This window comes from Sphingomonas sp. SRS2 (assembly GCF_000971055.1).
Lineage (GTDB): Bacteria > Pseudomonadota > Alphaproteobacteria > Sphingomonadales > Sphingomonadaceae > Rhizorhabdus.
In genome coordinates, this window is record NZ_LARW01000048.1 from 1 (window position 1) to 23,409 (window position 23,409).

Annotated in this window: 19 protein-coding genes and 2 pseudogenes; 12 read left to right on the forward strand and 9 right to left on the reverse strand. The window is 62.7% G+C overall.

The window, feature by feature from the left end; translation table 11 throughout:
• Together WP12_RS25675 and WP12_RS02660 are read left to right on the forward strand one after the other, a co-directional pair.
• Positions 1-195, forward strand: a 195-nt coding sequence (locus WP12_RS25675; RefSeq protein WP_046192230.1) for a hypothetical protein, incomplete at its 5' end; no start/stop codon positions are given.
• Positions 113-1,084, forward strand: a pseudogene (locus WP12_RS02660) (tyrosine-type recombinase/integrase); the annotation flags it as partial. The gene WP12_RS25675 and the pseudogene WP12_RS02660, both read left to right, overlap by 83 nt.
• A 121-nt stretch (positions 1,085-1,205) precedes the next feature.
• Here the strand turns inward: WP12_RS02660 and WP12_RS02665 are convergent.
• The 4 genes from WP12_RS02665 to WP12_RS02680 all read right to left on the reverse strand — a co-directional run bounded on the left by WP12_RS02665 (position 1,206) and on the right by WP12_RS02680 (position 4,858).
• Positions 1,206-1,727 carry a superoxide dismutase family protein gene (locus WP12_RS02665; protein WP_235398910.1) on the reverse strand — a complete coding sequence of 174 codons (522 nt, stop codon included), beginning with the start codon at positions 1,725-1,727 and terminating at the stop codon, positions 1,206-1,208.
• A gap of 105 nt (positions 1,728-1,832) precedes the next feature.
• The gene (locus tag WP12_RS02670; RefSeq protein WP_007015468.1) at positions 1,833-2,402 is read right to left on the reverse strand and encodes a cytochrome b; all 570 of its coding nucleotides are present in this window, start codon (positions 2,400-2,402) and stop codon (positions 1,833-1,835) included.
• Positions 2,403-2,558: 156 nt separating this feature from the next.
• On the reverse strand, positions 2,559-4,568 hold the full coding sequence (locus WP12_RS02675; protein ID WP_200894447.1) for a heavy metal translocating P-type ATPase: 2,010 nt from the start codon (positions 4,566-4,568) through the stop codon (positions 2,559-2,561).
• 14 nt (positions 4,569-4,582) lie between these two features.
• Complete coding sequence (locus tag WP12_RS02680; protein WP_039858559.1) at positions 4,583-4,858, reverse strand: metal/formaldehyde-sensitive transcriptional repressor; 276 nt, start codon at positions 4,856-4,858, stop codon at positions 4,583-4,585.
• Between the two features lie 632 nt (positions 4,859-5,490).
• Here WP12_RS02680 and WP12_RS02690 point away from each other — a divergent pair.
• The 9 genes from WP12_RS02690 to WP12_RS02730 all read left to right on the forward strand — a co-directional run bounded on the left by WP12_RS02690 (position 5,491) and on the right by WP12_RS02730 (position 17,978).
• Positions 5,491-6,771: a TolC family protein gene (locus WP12_RS02690; RefSeq protein WP_046192232.1), complete on the forward strand. Its 1,281-nt coding sequence runs from the start codon at positions 5,491-5,493 to the stop codon at positions 6,769-6,771.
• A complete protein-coding gene (locus tag WP12_RS02695; protein WP_041565046.1) occupies positions 6,771-8,018 on the forward strand; it encodes an efflux RND transporter periplasmic adaptor subunit in 1,248 nt (415 codons plus the stop codon). Before WP12_RS02690 ends, WP12_RS02695 begins: the two co-directional genes overlap by 1 nt.
• Entirely contained in the window at positions 8,008-11,214 is a 3,207-nt protein-coding gene (locus WP12_RS02700; protein WP_039858545.1) for an efflux RND transporter permease subunit, read from the forward strand. Before WP12_RS02695 ends, WP12_RS02700 begins: the two co-directional genes overlap by 11 nt.
• Before the next feature lie 59 nt (positions 11,215-11,273).
• On the forward strand, positions 11,274-11,996 hold the full coding sequence (locus WP12_RS02705) for a HupE/UreJ family protein (RefSeq protein ID WP_007015461.1): 723 nt from the start codon (positions 11,274-11,276) through the stop codon (positions 11,994-11,996).
• Positions 11,997-12,011: 15 nt separating this feature from the next.
• The gene (locus WP12_RS02710; protein ID WP_007015460.1) at positions 12,012-12,650 is read left to right on the forward strand and encodes a hypothetical protein; all 639 of its coding nucleotides are present in this window, start codon (positions 12,012-12,014) and stop codon (positions 12,648-12,650) included.
• A gap of 41 nt (positions 12,651-12,691) precedes the next feature.
• The gene (locus WP12_RS02715) at positions 12,692-14,026 is read left to right on the forward strand and encodes an MFS transporter (RefSeq protein ID WP_007015459.1); all 1,335 of its coding nucleotides are present in this window, start codon (positions 12,692-12,694) and stop codon (positions 14,024-14,026) included.
• A gap of 438 nt (positions 14,027-14,464) precedes the next feature.
• Complete coding sequence (locus WP12_RS02720) at positions 14,465-15,064, forward strand: universal stress protein (RefSeq protein ID WP_007015457.1); 600 nt, start codon at positions 14,465-14,467, stop codon at positions 15,062-15,064.
• Between the two features lie 44 nt (positions 15,065-15,108).
• Positions 15,109-16,878: a copper resistance system multicopper oxidase gene (locus WP12_RS02725; RefSeq protein WP_007015456.1), complete on the forward strand. Its 1,770-nt coding sequence runs from the start codon at positions 15,109-15,111 to the stop codon at positions 16,876-16,878.
• Positions 16,879-17,165: 287 nt separating this feature from the next.
• Entirely contained in the window at positions 17,166-17,978 is an 813-nt protein-coding gene (locus WP12_RS02730; protein WP_007015455.1) for a copper resistance protein B, read from the forward strand.
• 126 nt (positions 17,979-18,104) lie between these two features.
• Here WP12_RS02730 and WP12_RS26190 read toward each other — a convergent pair.
• From WP12_RS26190 to WP12_RS02740, 4 genes and pseudogenes are all read right to left on the reverse strand, one after another.
• Positions 18,105-18,257: pseudogene (locus WP12_RS26190) on the reverse strand (helix-turn-helix domain-containing protein); the annotation flags it as partial.
• 43 nt (positions 18,258-18,300) lie between these two features.
• Entirely contained in the window at positions 18,301-19,044 is a 744-nt protein-coding gene (locus WP12_RS23860) for a 3'-5' exonuclease (protein WP_200894448.1), read from the reverse strand.
• 343 nt (positions 19,045-19,387) lie between these two features.
• Positions 19,388-19,816, reverse strand: coding sequence for a hypothetical protein (locus WP12_RS02735; protein WP_081474085.1), 429 nt, complete (start codon positions 19,814-19,816; stop codon positions 19,388-19,390).
• A gap of 12 nt (positions 19,817-19,828) precedes the next feature.
• Positions 19,829-20,125: a hypothetical protein gene (locus WP12_RS02740; protein WP_007015452.1), complete on the reverse strand. Its 297-nt coding sequence runs from the start codon at positions 20,123-20,125 to the stop codon at positions 19,829-19,831.
• A 484-nt stretch (positions 20,126-20,609) separates the two neighbouring features.
• Between WP12_RS02740 and WP12_RS02745 the strand changes: the two genes are divergently transcribed.
• On the forward strand, positions 20,610-20,879 hold the full coding sequence (locus tag WP12_RS02745; RefSeq protein WP_007015451.1) for a hypothetical protein: 270 nt from the start codon (positions 20,610-20,612) through the stop codon (positions 20,877-20,879).
• 320 nt (positions 20,880-21,199) lie between these two features.
• Here the strand turns inward: WP12_RS02745 and WP12_RS02750 are convergent, their stop codons facing one another.
• Positions 21,200-23,290, reverse strand: coding sequence for a nitric-oxide reductase large subunit (locus WP12_RS02750; RefSeq protein WP_443027848.1), 2,091 nt, complete (start codon positions 23,288-23,290; stop codon positions 21,200-21,202).
• Positions 23,291-23,409 lie beyond the last annotated feature (119 nt).

Sequence of the window (23,409 nt, forward strand, 5' to 3'; positions counted from 1 at the left end):
CTCATAACGCCGCTCCCTTATCGGAGCGGAACGTCGTTCCTCGCATGGGCGATCGTCAACAACAACCAGCCCGTTCCCGACGTGTTCTCCAAGATGACCAAAATCGCAGCTTCGGGCCGACTGGGCCGACCTGAAGGTTTGGGGCGACTGGTGCCGCCGTCATGGCATCGCTCCGGTGCGGGCGACGCAGAGTGATGTGGCCGCCTATATTCGCGCGCTGTCGGGCATCGACCCCTCGGCCGAAAAGGTCCGCGCGATGGCGACGATCGAACGCTATGTCTCCTATATCGGGCGGGCCTATCGCATGGCCGGTCTTGCCGATCCTACTGCCGGGGAGTTGGTGACGCTCGAAAAGAAGGCCGCCCGCAAGAAACGGGGCGTGCGCCAGCGCCAGGCCCGCGCAATCCGCTTCAAGGGCGACATTGCCGATTTCGACAGCCCGCCAAGCGGCGTATGCCTCGCACATCTTATCAAGGCGGTCCGGCGCGACGTGATGGGCCTGCGCGACGAGGCGCTGTTGCGCGTCGCCTATGATGTGGGTGCGCGCCGCTCGGAGCTGGTGGCGATCGACGTCGACCATATCCACGGACCGGACGCGGGCGGGGCAGGGGCCTTGTTCGTGCCCACCAGCAAGACCGATCAGGAAGGCGAGGGGGCCTGGGCTTATCTCTCGCCCGCGACCATGAAGGCGATCGCGCGCTGGCGCGAGGCGGCGCATATCGACAAGGGGCCGCTGTTCCGCCGCATCGAAACCCATTTTGACGGCTCGATCGCGGCGATCGGCACCAAGCGGCTGCATCCCAACAGTATCACGCTGCTCTACAAGCGGTTGGTCCAGCGGGCGTTCGACAAGAAGCTGCTTGGCCCTATGAGCGAGGCGGAAGTCGCGCGCTGGGTTGCGGCCGTGTCGAGCCATTCGCTGCGTGTGGGCGTGGCGCAGGACAATTTTGCGGCGAGGGAAAGCCTGCCTGCGATCATGCAAGCTTATCGCTGGCGCGATCCCAAGACGGTGCTGCGCTATGGCGCGCAGCTAGCCGCCAAGAGCGGGGCGAGCGCAAGGATGGCGGTGAGGGTTGGCGAGTAATGCCGCGCCGCTGACAGAACATCGTCGCCGCGCAGGCCAAGGCGCGCGCCATGGCATTGCAGAGACGATTCCCGCAAATCGTCTCTGTTGCAACGCCCCGACGAGAGACGAGAGTGTGCCGTTAGCTGGCTGGCCGGATCACAGCGCAGCCGACGCGCGCACCGGCGCCGCCGATCGGCTGCGTGATATGGTCATCGGGGCTGGCGTGGATCACCAGCGCAGATCCATCGGCGTCGAGCAGGTTCGGCCGGTCGGACCCTGCGCCTAGCGAGACGAGCGCGGAGAAGGCTTCGGCATTGGCGGTGCCGTCTGCCCCCACATAGATGTTCGGAAGCTCCCCGAAATCCGGGCCTTCCGGATTAAGGAGCCCGTGCGGCATCTTGTGGCCGTCATGGTTGATATGGGCGCCTGATTTCTGGAAGCCCTGGTCCGAGCAGTCGCCGGTCGCGTGGAAGTGCATTGCGTGCCAGCCCGGCGTCAATCCGGAGGCTGTCAAGCGGAGGAGCACGCCGGTACGGCCGTTGGTCAAGGTCGCTTCTCCGATCTTGGTCCCGCCCGCCAGCACGATGTCGCTTTTGATGCTCGGCGGTGCGGATGTCTGCGCGATCGCGGCCGTGGCCGCGACCATTCCAACGACTGCCAAAGCAGTTCTCATAGATTTCATCACTCTTTCTCCTTCCACATAATTATCTTGGACCAATGCGATGGACGCAATTGCATCTCGGCCGCCGCGCGGGGATAGCGACCGCTAGTGGTCATTCTCCACCCTGTTGCGCCCTATGAGCGGCAACATGCGATGCAGCACGAGGTCGCGGTCGATGAAATGATGCTTGAGCGCCCCCAGCACATGCAGGGCGAGGACGACATAGATCGCCTTGACCAGGATCTTGTGCCAGTCCCCGAAGGTCTCGGATAGATCCTCGCCTTGCGGCAAAGGCAGATTGGGGGCGGGCACAGCTCCGTACAGCGGGACTTCGGGTGCTCCACCGGCCGACGCCGCGGCCCATCCCAATAGCGGCGCCCCGATCATCAGCACATAGAAGAGAATATGGGTGCCGCGGGCGAGGAGGCGTTCCCACAGTTTCATGCCTTGTGGGAAAGGGGGCCATGGATGCGCGATCCGCCATCCGAGCCGGAACAGGCTCAAAAGCAGGACGGTGATGCCAACGGATTTATGAAGCTGGTAATAGCCGAGCTTCTCCGATGGCTGCGCGTCCTCCATCCAGCCCCCGAAGGTCGCGTTGGCGAATATAAGCACGAAGATCGTCCAATGGAGGATGATCGAGACCGTGGAATAACGGGATCTGGATTCTTGCATCGGAACCTCCCGGTCGAGTGATGGCGAGGCTGGTACGGATCAGAGCCAGTCGGCGGTTTGGACGAGTGGTCACAAATGGCGTTCGTGTCGCGTAAGTCGCCTTCCCTTGTTCTGTTCAAGCCAACGAGAAGCAAGGGATTTCGCAGGCACCAGACTCTATTCGCCCGCGGCACGATTTCCGGACACAACCTGGGATGAGCCAAGCTGGGAACGGGGCGGCAGAAGACGCGCGGAATTGAGGATGAAGGTCAGTTCCGATGCGACATGGATGAAAGCAGCGAGCAGCGGCCCCAAATATCCGAAGGCCGCGAGACCGATACCCAACAGGTCGATGGCGATGGTTCCGCCGAAGTTCTGCCAGATGATGCCGCGCGTCCGCCGCGCCACCTTGAGGGTGTCGACAAAGCGCGCCAGATCGTTTCCGAGTAGCACGATGTCCGCGCTCTCCTGCGCCACGTCCGTGCCCGATCCCATCGCGACCCCGACATTCGCCTCGGCAAGGCCCGGTGCGTCGTTGACCCCATCGCCGACCATCGCGACGCATTTCCCATCCCGGATCAGGCCGCGAATGCGTGCGAGCTTATCTTCGGGCAACAGGCCAGCCTCGATCTGCGAGATGTTGAGTGAACGGCCCACGGCATTGGCAACCGCTGGCGTGTCGCCGGTGAGCAGAATTGTCTTGATGCCCATCAGCCATAGCGCCTGCATTGCGGCGCGGGCTTCGGGCCGGACCGTGTCTGCGATAGCGATTGTCCCGAGATAGCGTCCGTCACGCGCCACGAACACGTCAGAGGCGGCCTCAATGCCCGGCCCCGCGTCATCGGGGACAACCAGGCCGTTGTCGGACATCCAGGCGTCGTTGCCGACAAGAATTTTGCTGCCGGCGACATCGGCGGCAATGCCACGCCCCGGCGTATAGTCGAAGCGGTCGGGCTCGCTGATGGCGAGGCTCCGCGCACGGGCCATCTGGATAATCGCCTTGCCGAGCGGGTGTTCGGAGCGCAGCTCGGCGGCCGCGGCGGCAGTAAGCAGGTCGTCCTCATTCACGCCTTCGGCAGGCGCGAGTCCGTGAATCTCGGGCCGACCAAAGGTCAAGGTGCCCGTCTTGTCGACGACGACCGTATCTACCTTGCCGAGTGTTTCGAGGTGGACGCCGCCCTTGATGATCGCCCCGAGCCGGGCCGAGCGACCGATGCCTCCCAGGATGGCCAGGGGCGTGCCCGCCGCGATGCCGCAGGCGCCCGCGACGATGATGACCGAGATAGTGGAATAGAGATCGCGGGTGATGAGCCAGGTGACGATTGCGGAGCCGATCGCGAAATAGACGAGATAACCCGCCATGCGATCCGCCAGCCTCTGGACGGGCGCGCGCGAGCGGTCGGCGCGCTCTACCGCTTCGATGATCTTGCCGTAGCTCGTATCGCGCCCGATCCGCTCGGCCCGGACTTCGAGCGCGCCCGACTGATTGATCGAGCCGGCGAAGATGGATGTTCCCTCGATTTTCTCAACGGGCATCGATTCGCCCGTGATCCGCGATTCATCGACGAACGAGTGGCCGCTGAGCACGATGCCGTCCACCGGGATGCGGCCGCCGGGAGCAATGAGAATGGCGTCGCCCACGCTCAGCTCGTTGGCGGAGATGGTCTTCACCGCGCCGGTGCGGCGCACCGATACTTCGCGTGGCAGAAATTCAAGGAGGTCGCGGATCGCCTTGCGGCCCCGTCCGACCGTCATGCCTTCGAGAACTTCGGCCACCAGCACGAACAGGGTGATGACGAGCGCCGTAAAGAACTCGCCGATGGCCGCCGCCGCGACGATGGCGATCGACATCGAAAGCTCCATGGTCATTCGACGCTGAAGGACGTTCTCGAAGGCTTCCTTGAAGATCGGCCATCCGCCGATGGCGAGGCCGACGACGCCGATCACGCTGACGCGCGGAAACGGCTCCCACAGACCGAACCAGACAGCGGCGGCAGCAAGCGCAACCAGCACGATCCGCACGGCCTCCGGCCATTCAAAAGGATGATCGTGATCGTGATGGTCGTCATGATGATCGTGATCATGACGGTCGCGGTCGAGGCTTGCCACATCGCTACCGGCCGCTGGCGCTATGGTACGGGCATCGGCTGCGTCCGCAAGGGTTCGTCTGGAGATGTCAGCAGCCAATTTCGATTCCAGTCCTATTTGAAGTAGGTTCGCACCACGTCGATAAGTTCTCCGGCACCGTCCTCGCGCTCTTGGGGCGTAAGTGCCGGGTCCGCGACGTGCATCTCGATGTGATCCTCGACCACCTCGGCAATGAGACCGTTCAATGCGCCGCGCGCGCCGGCGATGAGGTGCAGCACGGTGGCGCAGCCCTTCTCACCTTCGAGTGCGCGTTCCACCGCTTCGATCTGACCGCGAATCCGCCTGACGCGGTTCAGCAGCTTGGTCTTCTCGCGAATCGTGTGTGCCATGCGCACCTCCTACCAGCCAAAGGGATAGCCCACTACCCTATTTTGATCTGTGTCTACAGGCGCGGAAATGCGTCGGATCGAAGTCACGCGCGCCTGGATTTCTGCATGATACTTGCCTTCTTTCGCTGGCGGCTTATGCTCGGCGGTCGTGATTGGGGTTTTTCGCCTTCGACTTTTTGGGCTTTGCTCGACGCTTTGTGTCGCGTTGGCGTTTGCCTTTGCGAGCGCCAGCACGGCGAGCGTAGTCGATCGGATTCAGCACCAATCCGGTGCAGCGAGCAGCCACGACCATCTGCCATTCAGCCGAATCGTCTTCGAGACCAGCGACCATAAGCATGGGCCTGATGCTACCGAGTCGGATGGCAGTCGTGATGCTTCCGACCACCAACCTGGAACGGGGCATCACCACCATGGCGGCGATAGCGGCTCCGGGTTGCTTGCCCCTGCATCGCGGGGATCGGGATGGGTTTTCTCGCGATTTTTGCCTTGGCAGTCGCCCGCCGATAGCGGACTGCCCGATTTTCTGACACACGGTCCCGAACGACCTCCAAAGGCCAGCGCGATCCGCACCTGAGCCGCCGCGTCACTTGAGGCGCGGCCTATGCCACGCCTGCTCGTGAGGCCGTTTTGTCATGTTTTCCAATATCGTTGCGCGCGCCCCGGCGCGTTTGCGGCGCGCGCTTGCGATAGGCGCAGCGCTGGCCGTCCTGTCCGTGCCTTCGATCGGCGCGGCGCAGACCCTCAGCCTGTCGGATGCGTTGTCGCGCGTCGCGGCCGGCGATCCTTCCGTTGCGGCCAATGCCGCCCGGCTCCGGGCGGCCGATGCCGCCATCCTTCAGGCCGATGTGCGCCCGCGCGATGTCGTCGGCGTCGATGCCGAGGACTTCGTGGGCACCGGCCCCTATTCGCCGGTCGGACGGTCGCAGACGACCGCCTGGTATGAGCGGACGTTGGAACGCGGAGGCAAGCGCGAAGCCCGCGTCGGCGCGGCGCGCTCGGAAGTCGGCGTTACCGTCGAGCGTAACCGCCTGCGGATGCTCGACCTGCTGGCGCAGGTGCAGGCCGCCTGGGTCGACGCGCTGGCGGCCGAGGCCACAATCCCGATCGCGGAACAGCGCCTCGCCGCCGCGCAGCTCGTTGAGACCGAGACCGGCCGCCGGGTCGGCCGCGCGCTCGATCCGCTGTTCGCGGGCGAACGAGCAAGAACCGCCGTAGCACAGGCCCGCATCGCGCTCGACCAGGCGCGAGAGAATGCGCGGATCGCGCGCGCCAGCCTTGCCGCTTTCTGGGGTGGAACGGCCGACTACAGCCTTGACCCGTCGTCGTTCGGATTTGCGGAGGCCGGCGCGGGTGCGCCCGAAAGCAGCCCCGATCTCGCACTGCTCACTGCCGAGCGCGACGCGGCCGGCGCGCGGGTGCGGCTCGCCGAGACCGGCAATTTCAGCGATCCGACCGGGCGCGTTGGCGTGCGCCACTTTGGGCAAGGCAATGACGTGGCGATCATGGTCGGCGCGTCGATCCCGCTCGGCAGCCGGACCGCTAATCGTGGCAATGTCGCGCGGGCCAATGCCGAAGCGCAGGCGGCTGAAGCCGAGATCGCGGTTACGCGCGTGCAGGTCCGGCGCGAGATCGACCGGCTCATCGCCGAACGGGCAACACTCGCCACCGAGATCGTGCGGATCGAGCGCGAGGTTCTGCCGAGCGCCGAGCGCGCGGTGGTGCTGGTGGGCGATGGTTTTGCCCGTGGCGGCACCGCCTTCACTTTCCTCGAAGCCAACCAGGCCCAACAAGCGGTGGTCGATGCCCGGTCCCGACGGGTTGAGCTGCTGCGCCGCTTCCACCTCAACGGCGCCCGGCTCGACCGGCTGACCGGCCGCCACGCTTCCCTTCTCGCCAGCGCGGAGAACCGCTGATGAAACGATCCCTTCTTGTCGCGGGCTCATTGCTCGCTCTTTCCCTGCTCACCGGATGCGGAGAGTCCTCGTCCACTAACGAAACCGCCGAGCCTAAGGCTGCCGCTGCCGAGGATTATGAGCGCGGACCGCATCGCGGGCGCATGCTGCGCGACGGCGATTTCGCAGTCGAGATCACGATCTTCGAGGAGGGAGTCGATCCCGAGTTCCGCGTCTATGCCTACCGGAAGGACAAGCCGGTGTCGCCAGGCGAAGTGCGGCTCGCCATGGAGTTGACGCGCCTTGGCGGAAAGGTCGATCGCTTCGCATTTACCCCTCAGGGGGATTATCTGCGCGGTGGCGGCGTGGTGATCGAGCCACATTCGTTCGACGTGAAGGTGCGGGCCGTCGAGGGCAGACGCACCCACGACTGGACCTATGCCTCCTATGAGGGCCGAACGACCATATCCGCGCAGGCAGCGCAGGCTGGCGGCGTGCGATCCGAACGTGCGGGGCCTGGGGCCGTTGCCGAGTTGATCGACATGAGCGGCCGGATCGAGATCACGCCTGAAGGCAAGGCCGACGTGCGCGCCCGCCTGCCAGGGCAAATCGTGTGGATGACCGGAAATCTGGGCGATCGGGTCAGCCGGGGGCAGACGCTGCTGCGTGTCGAGTCCAGCCATTCGCTCCAAACCTATGCGGTGACGGCGCCGATCAGCGGTGTCATCGTCGAGAAGAATGCCAATGTCGGCGACACGACGGGCGACCGTGCCCTGTTCGTGATCGCTGATCCGACCCAGCTCCATGCCGAGTTCTTCGTCTATCCGCGTGATGCCGAGCGCGTGCGGGTGGGTCAGCGGGTCAACCTCCGCAGCCTCTCCGGCGAAGCGCGAATCGAAGCGCCTGTCGAGGCGATCTTGCCGACCGCGGACGTCGCCAGCCAGACCATGATGGCGCATGTCCATCTGCCGCCGGGCGCATCGCGCGATTTCCGGCCCGGTATGGGCGTCGAGGGATCATTTGCGGTCGCCGAGGCGCAAGTACCGCTCGCGGTGAGAACCAAGGCCATCCAGCGCTTTCGCGATTTCGAGGTGGTCTATGCCAGGGTCGGCAACACATACGAAGTGCGGATGTTGGAGATCGGCCGACGCACGCCCGAATGGACCGAGGTGCTCGGCGGCCTCGAACCCGGCACCGAATATGTGACCGACGGCGCTTTCCTGATCCGCGCCGACATCGACAAGGCGGGGGCCAGCCATGACCACTGAGAACGAAACGCCCGTGCGTTCCGCATTGCTCGAACGCCTCATCTCCAACGCGATCCGCTTTCGCTGGGCCGTTTTGACCATCGTTGCGTTGCTTTGCGGAATCGGCGTCTGGGCCTTCCAGCGCCTGCCGATCGATGCGACGCCGGACATCACCAACGTCCAGGTCCAGATCAACAGCGAGGCGGCGGGCTTCTCGCCGCTCGAAGCCGAACAGCGCGTCACCTTCCCGGTCGAGACCGCGATCGCGGGCATTCCGGGTCTGCAATATACCCGCTCGATCTCGCGCTACGGCCTCTCCCAGGTGACGGCGGTGTTCGAGGATGGGACGAGCGTCTATTTCGCGCGCCAGCTCATCAACGAAAGGCTCCAGACCGCGCGCGATCAGCTCCCCGAAGGCGTGGCGCCCGAGATGGGGCCAATCGCCACCGGGCTTGGCGAAATCCTGATGTATACGGTGGAGGCCGAGCCCAATGCGCGCAAGCCCGACGGCAACCGCTACACGCCCGAAGATCTGCGCACGCTTCAGGACTGGGTGATCCGGCCACAGCTCAGGAACACACCGGGCGTCACCGAAGTCAACAGCATCGGCGGCTATGAGCGGCAATATCATGTGACGCCGCTGCCCGACCGGCTCTCGGCCTACAATCTCAGCCTCAACGAGGTCGTGGCCGCGCTGGAGCGCAATAACGCCAATGTCGGCGCTGGCTATGTCGAGCGTTACGGCGAGCAATATCTGGTCCGCGTGCCGGGTCAGGCGTCGGGTATCGACGATCTGCGCTCGATCATCGTCACCAATCGCGGCGGCGTGCCGATCCGCGTCGCCGATGTCGCCGATGTCGTCATGGGCGAGGAGCTGCGCACCGGCGCGGCGACCGAGGACGGCGAGGAAGTGGTCCTGAGCACGGTGATGATGCTCGCGGGCGAGAACAGCCGAATCGTCGCCCGCGCCGCCGCCGAGCGATTGGAGGAAGCGGCAAAGGCGCTTCCGGCGGGCGTGAAGGCGGTCCCGATCTATGATCGCACCGGGCTCGTCGAACGGGCGATCTGGACGGTCGAAAAGAACCTGCTCGAAGGCGCGCTGCTGGTCATCGTCGTGCTGTTCCTGCTCTTGGGCAATATCCGTGCGGCGCTCATCACGGCGGCGGTCATCCCGATCACCATGCTGATGACCATCACCGGCATGGTGCGGGCGGGCGTCTCGGGCAACCTCATGAGTCTCGGTGCGCTCGACTTCGGGCTGATCGTTGATGGCGCGGTCATCATCGTCGAGAACTGTCTGCGCCGGTTCGGCGAAGCGCAGCACCGATTGGGACGGCTGCTCGACCGCGAGGAGCGCTTTGCGCTCGCCGCATCGGCGACGTCGGAGGTCATCCGGCCATCGTTGTTCGGGATGCTCATCATCGCGCTGGTCTATGTGCCGATCTTCGCGCTCTCGGGCGTCGAAGGAAAGATGTTCCACCCGATGGCGATCACCGTCGTCATGGCGCTGACCTTCGCGCTCATTCTGTCGCTCTCCTTCGTGCCCGCGGCGGTGGCCCTATTCGTCACCGGCAAGGTCGAGGAGAAGGAAAGCCGGCTGATGGGATGGGCGCGCAAACTCTATGCGCCGGCGCTCGACGCGGCGCTGCGGCTGCGGATCGCGTTTGTTGCGGGCGCGGTGGCGCTGGTCGCCATCGCGGGTTTTGCGGCCACGCGCATGGGCTCGGAGTTCGTCCCCAATCTCGACGAGGGCGACATCGCGCTTCATGCGCTGCGCGTCCCCGGAACGAGCCTGAGCCAGGCGATCCAGATGCAAACCTCGCTCGAAGCACGGCTCAGACAGTTTCCCGAGGTCGAGCGGATCGTCGCCAAGATTGGTACCGCCGAAGTGGCGACCGATCCGATGCCTCCTTCGGTCGCCGACACTTATATCATGCTCAAGGACCGCCGCGAATGGCCGGACCCGCGAAAACCCAAGACCGAGCTGGTTCGCGAGATGCAGGCGGCGGCCGAGACCATCCCCGGTAACAATTACGAGTTCACCCAGCCGATCCAGATGCGGTTTAACGAGCTATTGTCCGGTGTCCGGGCCGATGTCGCGATCAAGGTGTTCGGCGACGATCTCGACCGGCTTCTTGAGGTCGGCCAGTCGATCGAAAGCGTGGTGAGCGGCATCGAGGGTGCGCAGGATGTGGCCGTCGAGCAGGTGACGGGCCTGCCCGTCCTTCAGATCACGCCCGATCGGGCGGCGATCGCGCGGTTCGGGCTCAATGTCGGCGACATCCAGGATGCGGTGGCGGTCTCGATCGGCGGCCGCGAAGCTGGCCAGATCTTCGAGGGCGACCGGCGCTTCCCGGTGATCGTGCGGCTTCCAGAGGACATCAGGAGCAAGGCCGACGAAATCGGGCGGCTGCGCATTCCGCTGGCGGGCAATAGCACGGACCCGCGCGGTTTCGTGCCGCTCGCCGAAGTGGCGAAGGTCGAGGTCGTGATTGGCCCGAACCAGATCAGTCGTGAAAATGGCAAGCGGCGCGTCGTCGTGACCGCCAATGTCCGAGGCCGCGATCTCGGTTCATTCATCGAAGAGCTTCAACAGAAGGTGGATGCACAGGTCGAAATCCCGCCTGGCTATTGGGTGAGCTACGGCGGCACGTTCGAGCAACTGATCTCGGCGGCCGAGCGGCTGCGCCTCGTCGTGCCCGCCGCCCTGTTGCTGATCTTCGGGCTGCTTTACGGTCTTTTCCGGTCCGCCAGGGATTCGGCGATCGTCTTCTCGGGCGTGCCGCTGGCGCTCACCGGGGGCGTGGCTGCACTGCTGATCCGGGGCATGCCGCTCTCCATCTCGGCAGGCGTGGGCTTCATTGCGCTCTCGGGCGTCGCGGTGCTGAACGGCGTGGTGATGCTGAGCTTTATCCGTCAGCTCCGGGAGACGAGCCAGAGCCTTGACGAGGCGATCCGCGAAGGCGCGCTCACGCGGCTCCGGCCGGTGCTGATGACCGCGTTGGTGGCGAGTCTCGGCTTCGTGCCGATGGCGTTCAACGTCGGCGCGGGGGCGGAAGTCCAAAGGCCGCTGGCGACGGTGGTGATCGGCGGCATCATCTCTTCGACGCTGCTGACGCTGCTGGTGCTGCCCGCGCTCTATCGCCTCGTCCACGGTCGCGAAGCGCGACCGGAAGACGAACACCCATCCCCCGACACGGCCCCGGCGCAAGCCTGAGCCACGGCCACTCCCACGCGCCGGCCCCCGGCGCGTGGGAGACCGGAAAGGATTTTTTCATGAGCTACTACGCAACCATTTTCGAGAACGCCTTGCGAAACAGACTGACGTTCGCGCTCGGCATTCTCGCGCTGACGTTCTGCTTCGGTTTCGACGCCTTTGCGCATGGCGTCGCAGAAGGCGACCAAGGCTATATTCAGGAAAGCAGCGGCGTTCTGTTCTGGCCCTTCGTATATCTCGGCGCCAAGCATATGGTCACGGGCTACGACCATTTGCTGTTCCTGTTCGGCGTGATCTTCTTCCTCTACCGGATGAAGGACATCGGCCTGTATGTGACGCTGTTCGCGATCGGCCATTCGACGACGATGCTGTTCGGCGTCCTCACCGGGATCAGCGCCAACGCTTATGTCATCGACGCGATCATCGGCCTGTCGGTGGTTTACAAGGCGCTCGACAACCTCGGCGCATTCCAGCGCTGGTTCGGCTTCCAGCCCAACACGAAATGGGCGACGCTCATCTTCGGTTTCTTTCACGGCTTCGGCCTGGCGACCAAGATCCTTGAGTTCGAGATTTCGCCGGACGGCTTGCTGCCGAACCTGATCGCATTCAACATCGGCGTTGAAATCGGCCAACTCCTTGCCCTTGGCGCGATCCTGATCCTGATGGGCTTCTGGCGCCGGACGAGCAGTTTCCACCGCCACGCCTTCGCCGCCAACGTCGCCCTCATGACCGCTGGCTTCATCCTCGTCGGCTACCAGCTCACCGGCCTCGCGGTCGCGTAACAAGGAGTAATGACAATGTTCAATTCCCAGATGCCCCGCCTCGAAGATTTGCCGACCTCGAAGCAACTCATCCGCTCGACGATCATCGCCGCCGCGACTGCGGGAGCGATCCTCGTCGCCGTAATCCTGCCTTCCGAATACGGTGTTGATCCAACGGGTGCTGGCAAGCTTCTCGGTCTGACCGAGATGGGCGAGATCAAGATGCAGTTGGCCGAAGAAGCCGCTGCCGATGCGGCCGCCGATGCCGCCGCATCGCAGGAGGCGGCTGCATTGGCCGTGGCTCAGGCAGCAGCGGGAGGCGCTCAACAGGCTGCCCCGGCGCAGCCGGGGGTTGCAGGCCGCAACGACACGACCCGCGTGACGCTGGCGCCGAACGAGGGCGCGGAGGTCAAGCTGACAGCAGCAAAGGGTGCGCGCATCGCATTCGACTGGTCGGTCGAAGGCGGACATGTCAACTTTGACACGCACGCAGACGGACAGGGCATCTCCTATCATGGCTACGGAAAGGGCCGGGAATCGATTGGCGAGCAAGGCGAACTGGTCGCCGCGTTCGATGGCAAGCATGGTTGGTTCTGGCGCAACCGCTCCGGTGCCCCGGTCACGATCACGCTCCGCACGCGGGGCGAATATAGCGAGGTCAAGCGGGTCGTCTGACTTGCCCACCTTTCCCCGAGGGGATTCCTGGAGAGACGGATATGCTTTCGGTTCTAGCCAATCGAACCTATCGCCAACTGTTCCTTGCGCAGGTCATCGCGCTGGTCGGCACTGGCCTCGCCACGGTCGCGCTCGGTCTGCTTGCTTATGACATTGCAGGGGCTGACGCCGGCGCGGTGCTGGGCACGGCAATGGCGATCAAGATGATTGCCTATATCGGCGTCGCTCCGATTGTCGGGGCCTACGCCAATCGCTTGCCGCGCCGTGCCTTTCTGATCGCAATGGATGTGATCCGCTGCTTGGTGGCGCTCGCGCTGCCGTTCGTGGATCAGGTCTGGCAAATCTATATTCTGATCTTCGTGCTGCAATCGGCATCGGCCGGGTTCACGCCGACGTTTCAGGCCACGATCCCCGACGTGTTGCCTGAGGAGAAAGACTATACGCGGGCGCTGTCGCTCTCGCGCCTTGCCTACGACATGGAGAGCCTGACCAGCCCGATGCTCGCCGCCGCGCTGCTGACGGTGATGAACTTCCACTGGCTGTTCTCGGGCACGGCGATCGGGTTCGCCTGCTCGGCGCTGCTGGTGCTGACGACGACCTTGCCGCGTTCCAGCGCGCACAATTCCGGTGGCGGCATCTACGACAATACGACACGCGGCGCGCGGCTTTATCTGAAAACGCCTCGGCTGCGCGGGCTGCTCGCGGTGACGCTTGCCGCCGCCGCCGCCAGCGCGATGGTGATCGTCAATACGCCGGTGCTGGTGCAGGCGGCGCTTGGGCTTGGCCAAAGAGAGGTGGCGATCACGCTTGCCGCGTTCGGCGGCGGCTCAATGCTGGCCGCGCTGCTGCTGCCCCGTCTGCTTGAACGGCTGTCCGATCGAAAGGTCATGCTTTCGGCCGCCTCGGTGATGACCGTTGCGCTCGCCGTGCTTGCCCTGACTTGGCGCGGCCACGCTTCACCCGGCTATTGGGGCGTGATCCTCGCGGGCTGGCTGGTGCTGGGCATCGCCTATTCGGCCAGCATAACACCGGGAGGCCGCTTGCTGCGACGATCATCGGCGGAGGAAGATCGACCCGCCTTGTTCGCTGCTCAATTCGCGCTCAGCCATGTTTGCTGGCTCATCGCCTATCCGCTCGCCGGGCAGGTCGGCGCGCTCGAAGGTATGGGAATCGCCTTCGGAGCCACCGCCGCCCTGGCGCTGATCGGCACGGTGATCGCGTTCGGAATCTGGCCCAAAGAGGATGTCGAGGTGGTAGCGCACAGGCATGACGATCTGCCACTCGATCATCCCCATCTTCTCGAAGGGCATCCGGGCGGGCGGGCAGGTCACGCTTTCGTGATCGACGAGCTGCATCCACGCTGGCCGATTCGGTAGCGGCGGCGAGCCTAAAAGCGAAAGTCGCGCGCTGGATCGTGGACGTGTGCCCCCCTCAATCCGGTTGAGCGCGGCGCAGCACAATTTTTTGCGGCCGAAGCGATCCAACGCCCGCATGGCGATGTGTGTTCAAGAGAATTGCTTATTCTGCTCGACGTGATCGGCAAAATTGGCCCATTTCAACGCTTGCAATATACTTGAGGATGCAATGGGAGAAATTATGGCGCGCGCGTCGACGTCGATCAATCTTATAGTTATGCAACGCCGGACCGCGATGTCGAGCGCCGTCTGAAAATTGCGCCGGGGCTGGCCGTTCAATTAGGCGGTTCGCTCACCGCTGTATGTTCGGCATGGCCAGATAGCATATCCGTAGCAGACGCGATTGCACATAGCCCCTTCAACTCGCTCGCCAAGGAACACGAGCTGCGTGACGAAACCGTGCGCGTTTCGTCTGCCTTCGATCGCCTCGCGCGAGGGAATGCCATTGATACCCAATGGTGCGACGGCATCTCGCATCCGAGCGCCGCAATTCTGGACCATGCGTTGCTTGCGGATCTCGTGATCATGAGCGTGCCGCCCGCATCGAGCTTCGCGCATGCCGATCCTCTGGAGATCGCGGCCCGGTCGGGTGCGCCGGTTCTAAGGCTCGGATCGAATTTCGAGACAACCTCATTTCAAAAGATTCTGATCGGATGGATGGACAGCCGCGAAGCACGTTGCGCCCTTCGCGCGGCTCTTCCTTTCCTTCAACGCGCCGGAGAAGTTGTTCTGGCGGGGGTCGGGGAAGGTGTCTCCTCCGCGCGCCTTGCCGAAGCTGGGGAGTATCTATCGATCCGTGAGGTGGGCGCTCAAATCTTGCACATAGAGAGCAGCGAGACGGCTGCGAGAACGGTATTGGCAGACCTTGCCCGTCGTGAAAATTTCCATCTGGTTGTTGCAGGCGCTCGATTCCATGGTCTCTGGAGAGAGAGATTATTTGGTGGAGTGACCCGAGACTTTATCGCAGTTCCGAACATAAACTGGCTTCTAGCCACGTAGGATTACATCTTGGGCGAGCGGATCGAGCCGCTATCAGGCAACCTATGACGCAATCATATCTGGACAGGCGCGCCGTTCTGCGCGGCGCGACCCTGATGGGCTCCGGCGTCGCCCTGGCAGGCTGGTTGCCGGCATGGGCGCAGCCGGTCTCAGCCGGCATCGCACCTGACATGCCCGTGCTGAGCGGCGAGGAGATCGCCATCCGCATCGCGCATCAGCCTGTCACGATCGATGGACGCACCAGCCATGGAATCGCCATGAACGGGACAATCCCGGCGCCGTTGATCCGCCTGCGTGAAGGCCAGAATGTGCGCATCGCCGTCACTAACGCGCTCGACGAGGACAGCTCCGTTCACTGGCACGGCCTCATCCTCCCCGCGGAGATGGACGGCGTGCCGGGGATCAGCTTTCCCGGTATTCGGCCCAATGAAACCTTCGTTTACGAGTTCCCGATCGTTCAGTCGGGCACCTATTGGTATCACAGCCATTCAGGGTTGCAGGAACAGCTTGGCCATTATGGGCCAATCATTATCGACCCGGCAGGCGAAGATCCGGTGCGTTCCGATCGTGAGCATGTGATCGTGCTCTCGGACTATAGCGCGACGCATCCGCATGTGATCTTCCGCAAGCTCAAGCAGCAGGGAGGTTATTTCAACCGCCGCCGACAGACGCTTGCGGGCCTGCTCGCCGGTCGCGATCAGACGCTTCGCGAGCGCCTGCGATGGGGTGCGATGCGGATGGACCCGACCGACGTCGCCGATGTCACCGGCGCGGCCTACACTTATCTCGTCAACGGCCACGGCCCTGCCGACAACTGGACGGGTCTCTTTCGCCCCGGAGAGCGGGTGCGCCTGCGCGTAATCAACGCGGCGGCGATGACGATCTTCAATTTCCGCATCCCCGGTCTCAAGCTCACCATCGTCCAGGCCGACGGGCAGAATGTGCGGCCGGTGGCGGCGAACGAATTGCAGATCACGGTGGCCGAGACTTACGACGTGATCGTCGAGCCGGTGGAGGATCGCCCCTATACGATCGTCGCCGAGGCAAGCGACCGCTCGGGCATGGGCTGCGCCACGCTGGCACCGCGCGCGGGCATGAGCGCGCAGATTCCGCTCCCGCGCGAGCGCCCGATCCTCACCATGACCGACATGGGCATGAGCGCTATGGATCATGGCGCGCTGAACGACGATTCGCGCGCCGGGGATGGCGGCCATGCAGGTCACGGCGCGGCGGTCTCAGCCACCGCCACGCCGCAAGGCTCACATGCGATGCGCGATTTCTCGAACGTGCCCAATGTTGCGCGCACGCCGGCAGTGCAGTCGATCGCGCCGATGCCAATCGACCGCACCGGCGAACCGGGGATCGGGCTTGATGATGTCGGCCATGACGTGCTGACCTATCGTCACCTGATGGCGCTCGACCGCAATCCTGACGTCAGGGCACCGAGCCGCAGTCTCCAGATCCATCTTACCGGCAACATGGAACGCTATATGTGGGCGTTCGACGGGGTGACTTTTAACGCGCTCACCGCGCCGATCCCGTTTCGTCAGGATGAGCGTGTGCGTATCACGCTGATCAATGACACGATGATGGCGCATCCGATCCACCTGCACGGCCATTTCTTCGAACTGGTGACGGGACACGGTTCGTATGCTCCGCGCAAGCACACGGTCAACGTCTTGCCGGGTGGATCGGTGACGCTCGATGTCACGACCGACGCGCTTGGTGATTGGGCGTTCCATTGCCATCTGCTCTATCACATGCACGCAGGGATGATGCACGTCGTCGCAGTGCGTGCGAAAGGGACTGGTTGATGTGCGCGCGGATCGTTGCGTTGACCGCGATGGGCCTAGCAGTCTCCATACCGGCGGCGGCACAGACCCACGCAGGTCATGGCGCCACTCAAACTCGCCCATCGGCTGAAACGTCCAATCCGGTGGCGTCCCCGGATGAAGGGCATGCAAGTCATGAAGCAAGCGATCCGTCCGCCGGCGGCGATCCGCAGGGTGGCCATGGCGACCCCCAAGAGGCTCCTGCACGGGCAGACTCCCACGCTGGTCATGGCACGCAGACGGCGGCCCCGCGTGCGGGAAGCCGTGTCATGCAGGAAGACCATAGCGCACATGGCGTCCCGCCAGCGGATCGAAGCGATCCACATGCAGACGGCACGGCGCTACCGGCGGGCAACGCAGCGCCGCCGCCTATTCCGGGAGACTGGCATGCCGACCGGAGTTTCGATCCGGCTGACATGGCGCAGGTTCGCGCGACGCAGCGGCGGGCGCATGGTGGTGGCACCTATAGCCAGGTCATCGTCGACATCGCCGAATATCGTGCGATCGGAGACGATGGCGGCTATGCGTGGAAAGCTGAAGCCTGGTATGGTGGTGACATAAACCGGGCGGTGCTGAAGACGGAAGGCGATGGCCGCTTTCGCGGCGATCTCAATGGTGCGGAGGTCGAAGCGCTCTATAGCCGCGCCATTGATCCCTACTGGAATCTGCAAGCCGGGCTACGCTATGATTTCGAACCATCGCGCGCCTATGCGGCGATCGGCGTCGAAGGTCTCGCGCCTTACTGGTTTGAGCTGGAAAGCGCGGTTTTCCTCTCCGATCGGGGTCACATATTTGTGCGCGCAGGCGGCTACCACGATATGCGCGTTACGCAGCGGCTGATTATTCAGCCGCGCGCCGAGATCAATCTGTCCGCACAGGACATCCCAAGCGATCGCATTGGTGCGGGCCTGTCCAGCGTCGAGCTTGGCGTCCGGTTGCGCTATGAGTTCACGCGCGAGTTCGCACCCTATGTCGGGGTCCATTGGGAGCGCAGCTTTGCCAACACCGCTGATTTTGCGCGCGCCGACGGACGCGACGTCAGCAACGCAAGCTTCGTCGCGGGCGTGCGCTTCTGGTTCTGATCCGCTCGATGCCTGGAGAGAGATCTGATCGTTGAAGGTCTCCGTCCGAGCGCGATGGCACCTGAGGTTTCGAGATGAAGCGGCCAACAAGGCCGCCACGCGCTCGTAATAGGCTGCTTCCGTGGTGAGGCTCAGCGATGGGGTCGATCGCAGGTGCAATCTCATGCCGAGCCGGTGGTCCAGCCACCCGAGGCTCTTGGAGACGGCAGAGGGCGTGGCACCGATCAGCCGACCGGCCTGGGCAAAGGATCCGGCCTGTACCGTATGCACGAACGCCACCAGGCGAGCGGGTCTTCTTAAGGATGATGATCGCGCTCGCCTTTTACGAAATGACGGAAAGATCAGAATCCGGGACTGACTGATGAAACGGTGCCAAAATTGGATCAGTAGACCAGCGTTCAGGCGCTTTCGGGGCCATTACTTGTCTGCCATTGACACCGGACAGCACGGTCCATAGCCAGCGCGCGTCCGCTGCTGCGCGATGCATTGCTGGGCAGAGGCGGTTAGCGTCTTGGCAGGCAGCCGAAATGGTGTCGGAACTGGATCCCCATTCATCCAACAGGGCGTTGGCGTGCTCGATCGGCGAGGGAAGAGGCCGGCATGTCACCGTGCCCAGCGTATCCCACCAGTAACTGTCTATCGTGCTGTCGGCAAAGACTCGTCTGCTGCCGATCGCTTTGTGGAGCTCTGCTAGGACCGCGTCGGGCGGATGCCCCTCGGCATTCAATTGAGCGCGCGATATTCCATGGAGAGCGAAGGCTTCATCGGTCCAATCCCAATCCCGCCATCGTGCATCTGGTTTGATTAGCCAGGACCGCACGCCGTTGGCGCTCGCGATGCCGACTTCGATCGGAAAGGATCGACCATGACGGGGGAGGCAGCTTGCTTCGAAATCGATAGCGACAAGATCCATGAGCGTCATCTCCTGCCGCGCGTCGCGGCCATGCAATGACCACCTTCGATGAGGTTGGCCGACGCCCCCTTGCTTGTCCTCGAAACGCCCTGCTTCGCGTTTGGGCAAATAGCCCGCGCCATGTTTCGAACCCATCGCCGAAAACGTGCGCAACAAGCGCTGCTTTGCGTAGGCTTCATGACCTTAGCTGGCTAACCCCGCCACGCATAGATGTTCTTCACGTCTTGAGTGACAGAGTGCCAGGGCCCTGGGACAGAGCAGGGGTCGCAGGTGTAAGCGCACCCTTTGGTCCGAGGATTTGCAGGTGGGTTGTTGGTTGCCGACAGACTTCAGTTTCGAAATCAATTTGCGGACCTGTGAAAGCGTTTTGAGCACCTGCCGCCTTCCGCGAGGATAGCCGGTGAAGGCAGCGCGAGGCCGGTCGTTGTTTCCCTCGCGAAAAACATCCATTCCTGAGATGCCTTGGGCCTGGCACCCGATATAGAGGTACGGATCATTAATCTGGTCGGAGCAGCGCCCTTGCAACAAGATGATAGCTCGAAGGGTGGATCTGATCGCGCGTTGGAAAGCGCAGTAAGTCGAGTGTTTCATCGTTGTAGGTCGCGGCGACCGAACTGACGATGGAGGCGCGTTGTCGATTATAGGGCAGTAGCCAAATCACACGGCGCGCGATGATTCGTGCACGGATGTTTCGCAGTTTTTTCGTGAGGTCTGGCGAAGCGGCATCGTTCGAGCCGATTGCGAATACGGATGCACCATAGCGCTTGGGCGGGATTTGCCAGCGCAAAATCTGATCTGCGTTCGCTCTTTCGGCTGCGCGGACGTCACACCGGGCGGCATAAAGGGCGTTTACTGCGCGGGCAGTTCCCAGCCCGATACTATCTCCTAGGATGAGGCACTCGAACACAATATCTAGTCCTCGCATGCTGAACACCGGTTATCTCAAGCGGAAGATTTCGGTCCTGAGATGTTCTTGTTCGCCCTCGTCGATCTCCCGGCTTACCTGTGACAAGTCGGCTCTGGCGATCAGGTAGATACCTTTGCCTTTGAAGAAGGCGGTGATCCGCGTCGTCTCGTCCTCTGGTGGAATCTGTGAACCGAAGCGATGAGACCACCGGCTGTCCACGAAGCGGATGAGCCTTTTCCAAGCATCGATCTCGCTCCGGTGAACCTCGAGTGTCTCGTGATCCTCGAGGAGTATGACAAGAATCGAGGCATGCATGATGCTGTCCATCAAGAAGGATCAGGGCCATCGGGGCGGGGAGGGCTGACTAGCTTCGATTTTCTGCTTCCTCTCAATAAGTATTTTTCCGAATCTTGATTTATTCGTTTCGGCTCACATGAGGGATTTGGAAGCCATCCTCGATTACATCCAAAATGGAGATAAATTTGAGCGATTAGGCGTATAGCTATTCCCACGATCAGCGGGTCGTAGAGATTATCAGACCGCTTCTCTCTATCGCTCAAAAGTTCGCGCGGTATTTTCTCCCTAAGGGGATTGCGATCTAGCAACATGGTTAACTCACGCTTTCCCGTGCACTCCCGCTGCGGTTCGGTCGACACAGGACGGCGCGGTTGCTGCGTTTTCCCTGGTGCACTGCAGCGAAGCTGAATGGTTTCGTGGCTAGAGAGTAGTGGCGGCGATCTGAGGCACCAGGATGCTCGACCCTTAAAGCGACTGGGCTTTCTTGGTGCGTTTCGGGTATACAATTTTCGGAATGCAACAACTGACCGCGATCGAACTGGCAAACTGGATGGCGCTCTACCTCGCGGCAAGCATCTGCTGCGTCATCGCCTTGGTGTTATCCTGCGCCACGGTGGTGGTCGAATTGTACCGAGAGCGGTGCTGGGCAACTGTAACCTCCGTGCGAGCGGCAGTTCTGTTCGTGCCGCGGACATGGTGGCGATGGCAGAAGCACTATCTGATGTCGATGCCGGTGACACTGGGCGTCGTCATCCTTTTTGCCGGGTCGATGAACTGGAGTTAGGCAGAAGCTCGGCTGGCTTGGGGACGCGATTCGGATAGCACCGCTGTCTGAGCGTTCAGCGTTGCCATTGGATATTCTTCCCAGGCCACGTCCTCATCATGGCGGATGTATCAGGGACTGGATGTCGGGGTTGTGCGTCAATCACGCAAATACCCTGGGTGGGTGTTGCGCCCGTTCAATTGAGCGACTGCAGCAGGATAGGAGCGTCGCGCCGAGTGCATTGATCGCGAGGCCGCGCACGAGGAACAGCGAGAAGCTGGTCAGGGCCGCCGACATCGACGGCCCGGGATCTCCAGATAATAAAGTTCTATCGCTGCGCGTCAGTTGGATCGCGCAGCGTGCGTTTCTGTTTTTTCCTCGTGCGCTGTTGGCAACGCGTCCGGTTCGCGCCTTGGCCGTAGCCATAGGCTGGCCACGAACCAAGCAAGCGCGAGCGCGCCGATCGAGAAAACGACGTCCCCTGGAACACGCATCCAGACGAGGAGGTCGACCAGCGGTTGCTGCATGAACTCTGCGGAGCGCGCATACCAATACCCCTTGTCGATCGCAGCGATAAGCTGGATGGTCCCGAGTGGCAGGAGAGTCAGTAGGGCCATTAGGGCCAAGCCGATGTTGAAGCACCAAAAGCTGATTCTCAGCGCCCGCTCGTCCCAGACCAGATTGGGCAACATTCCCCGCAGACAGAACAGAACCAGTCCGACACCGAGCATGCCGTAAACGCCGAACAGGGCGGTGTGGCCGTGCAGCGGGGTCAGGTTGAGCCCTTGCATGTAGTACAGGGAGAGCGGAGGATTGATGAGGAAACCGAACAGGCCGGCACCCACCAGGTTCCAGAAGGACACGGCAAGGAAGAACCTGACTGGCCATTTGTAGCGCTGCATCCAGGGCGTGGCGCTGCTCAGCTTCCAGTGCGCATAGCCCTCATAGCCGATATAGGCCAGCGGTACGACTTCCAGCGCCGAGAAGCTGGCGCCGAGCGCAAGCACCGAGATCGAGGTGCCGACAAAATAGAGGTGATGGAGGGTGCCGAGAACGCCGCCAGCCATGAAGATGATCGTGGCGAACAGCACCGCGACCGTCGCTGTCGGGATCGGTATCAGACCGAGGCGGGTGAAAAGGAAGGCGATCACTGCGGTCGCAAAGACCTCGAAGAAGCCCTCGACCCACAGATGAACCACCCACCAGCGCCAATATTCGATCATAGAAAGTGCGCTGTGCTCGTTCCACAGGAGGGCTGCGCCATAGAACAGGCCGATGGCGACGGTGGACAGGAAGAAGAGCATGGTGATGTGCTTGGATTCGGAGTTCGTCCGAAGCGCCGGCCAGAGTGCGCGACCCACCAGCACGAGCCAGATCATCAGGCCAATGAATAGGAACCATTGCCAGAACCGGCCCATGTCGACATATTCAAAGCCCTGGTGCCCGAACCAGAAGTTCCGCTCCAGGCCCAATTTCTGCATTACTGCCAGCCATTGCCCGGCGAAGGAACCGATGACAATGATAAGGAGGCAGGCCCAGAGGATGTTGACGCCAAACGCCTGGAATCGGGGTTCGTAGCCGGAAATGGCGGGGGCCATATAGAGGCCCGTACCCAGCCAGGCGGTCGCGATCCACAGCACAGCGAGCTGGGTATGCCAGGTCCGGGTGATCGAATAGGGCAGGATCTCTGCCGCCTCATAACCGTAAACAAGCTGGCCCTCGACCTGATAGTGCGCCGTCATTGCGCCCAGGAAGATTTGCACCAGGAACAGCGCGAGTACGACCCAGAAATATTTGGCGGTCGCGCGCATCGATGGCGTTACCACGACGTCGCGCAGCGGATCACTCGCGGGTAAGTCATGCGGGGTTTCCCGGCGGCCATGCGTCATTGCATGATGCCAGCCCAGCAGCGCGATGCCGGCGAGCAGGAAAGTGACGCTAAACGCAGACCAGATGAAAGTTGTAGAAGGTGGCCGGTTGCCGACCAAGGGTTCGCTTGGCCAATTGTTGGTGTAGGTTGTCTCGCGCTCAGGCCGTTCAGTGGTTGCGGCCCAAGCGGTCCACCAGAAGAAGCGGGTCATCGCGGTGCGGTAGGCTTCGTCCGGAACCGTGTTGTTCTTCATCGCATAGTTTTCGCGCAACTCTGCGGTTGCCGGGTCATTGCCGAAAAGGCTGACATAATGACCAGCGACGGTATTGATCGCTGCCGCGCGGTCATCGCTGACCGTGATCGCTTCCGTCTGCGGGTCGTAACTGTTGGTGCGCATCTCGGTCTGCAGGCGCCGCTGGAGGCCCGCCTGTTGCTCCGGACCAAGGTTGTCATAGCCCTGTCCGAAATCGCGCCGCGCCCACAGGTCGAGAAGCGCGATCGACTCGCGATGCAGCCAATCGGCCGACCAGTCCGGAGCAACATAACCCCCATGCCTGTAGATCGGCGTGCAAAAAGGACCCCCTTAGCGGGGTGATCGGCGTCTAAAAGGGACCCCTCATTTCGATGGTTTAAACGGCCGACTGGATTGTCAGTTGGCGAGATCGGGATGTTGGTTGTGGA

Coding starts and splice junctions, on each gene's coding strand:
- WP12_RS02670 (WP_007015468.1), bottom strand. CDS start 2,402: ATGCAAGAATCCAGATCCCGTTATTCCACGGTCTCGATCATCCTCCAT.
- WP12_RS02680 (WP_039858559.1), bottom strand. CDS start 4,858: ATGGCACACACGATTCGCGAGAAGACCAAGCTGCTGAACCGCGTCAGG.
- WP12_RS02690 (WP_046192232.1), top strand. CDS start 5,491: ATGTTTTCCAATATCGTTGCGCGCGCCCCGGCGCGTTTGCGGCGCGCG.
- WP12_RS02695 (WP_041565046.1), top strand. CDS start 6,771: ATGAAACGATCCCTTCTTGTCGCGGGCTCATTGCTCGCTCTTTCCCTG.
- WP12_RS02700 (WP_039858545.1), top strand. CDS start 8,008: ATGACCACTGAGAACGAAACGCCCGTGCGTTCCGCATTGCTCGAACGC.
- WP12_RS02705 (WP_007015461.1), top strand. CDS start 11,274: ATGAGCTACTACGCAACCATTTTCGAGAACGCCTTGCGAAACAGACTG.
- WP12_RS02710 (WP_007015460.1), top strand. CDS start 12,012: ATGTTCAATTCCCAGATGCCCCGCCTCGAAGATTTGCCGACCTCGAAG.
- WP12_RS02715 (WP_007015459.1), top strand. CDS start 12,692: ATGCTTTCGGTTCTAGCCAATCGAACCTATCGCCAACTGTTCCTTGCG.
- WP12_RS02725 (WP_007015456.1), top strand. CDS start 15,109: ATGACGCAATCATATCTGGACAGGCGCGCCGTTCTGCGCGGCGCGACC.
- WP12_RS02730 (WP_007015455.1), top strand. CDS start 17,166: ATGCAGGAAGACCATAGCGCACATGGCGTCCCGCCAGCGGATCGAAGC.
- WP12_RS02735 (WP_081474085.1), bottom strand. CDS start 19,816: ATGCGAGGACTAGATATTGTGTTCGAGTGCCTCATCCTAGGAGATAGT.
- WP12_RS02740 (WP_007015452.1), bottom strand. CDS start 20,125: ATGGACAGCATCATGCATGCCTCGATTCTTGTCATACTCCTCGAGGAT.
- WP12_RS02745 (WP_007015451.1), top strand. CDS start 20,610: ATGCAACAACTGACCGCGATCGAACTGGCAAACTGGATGGCGCTCTAC.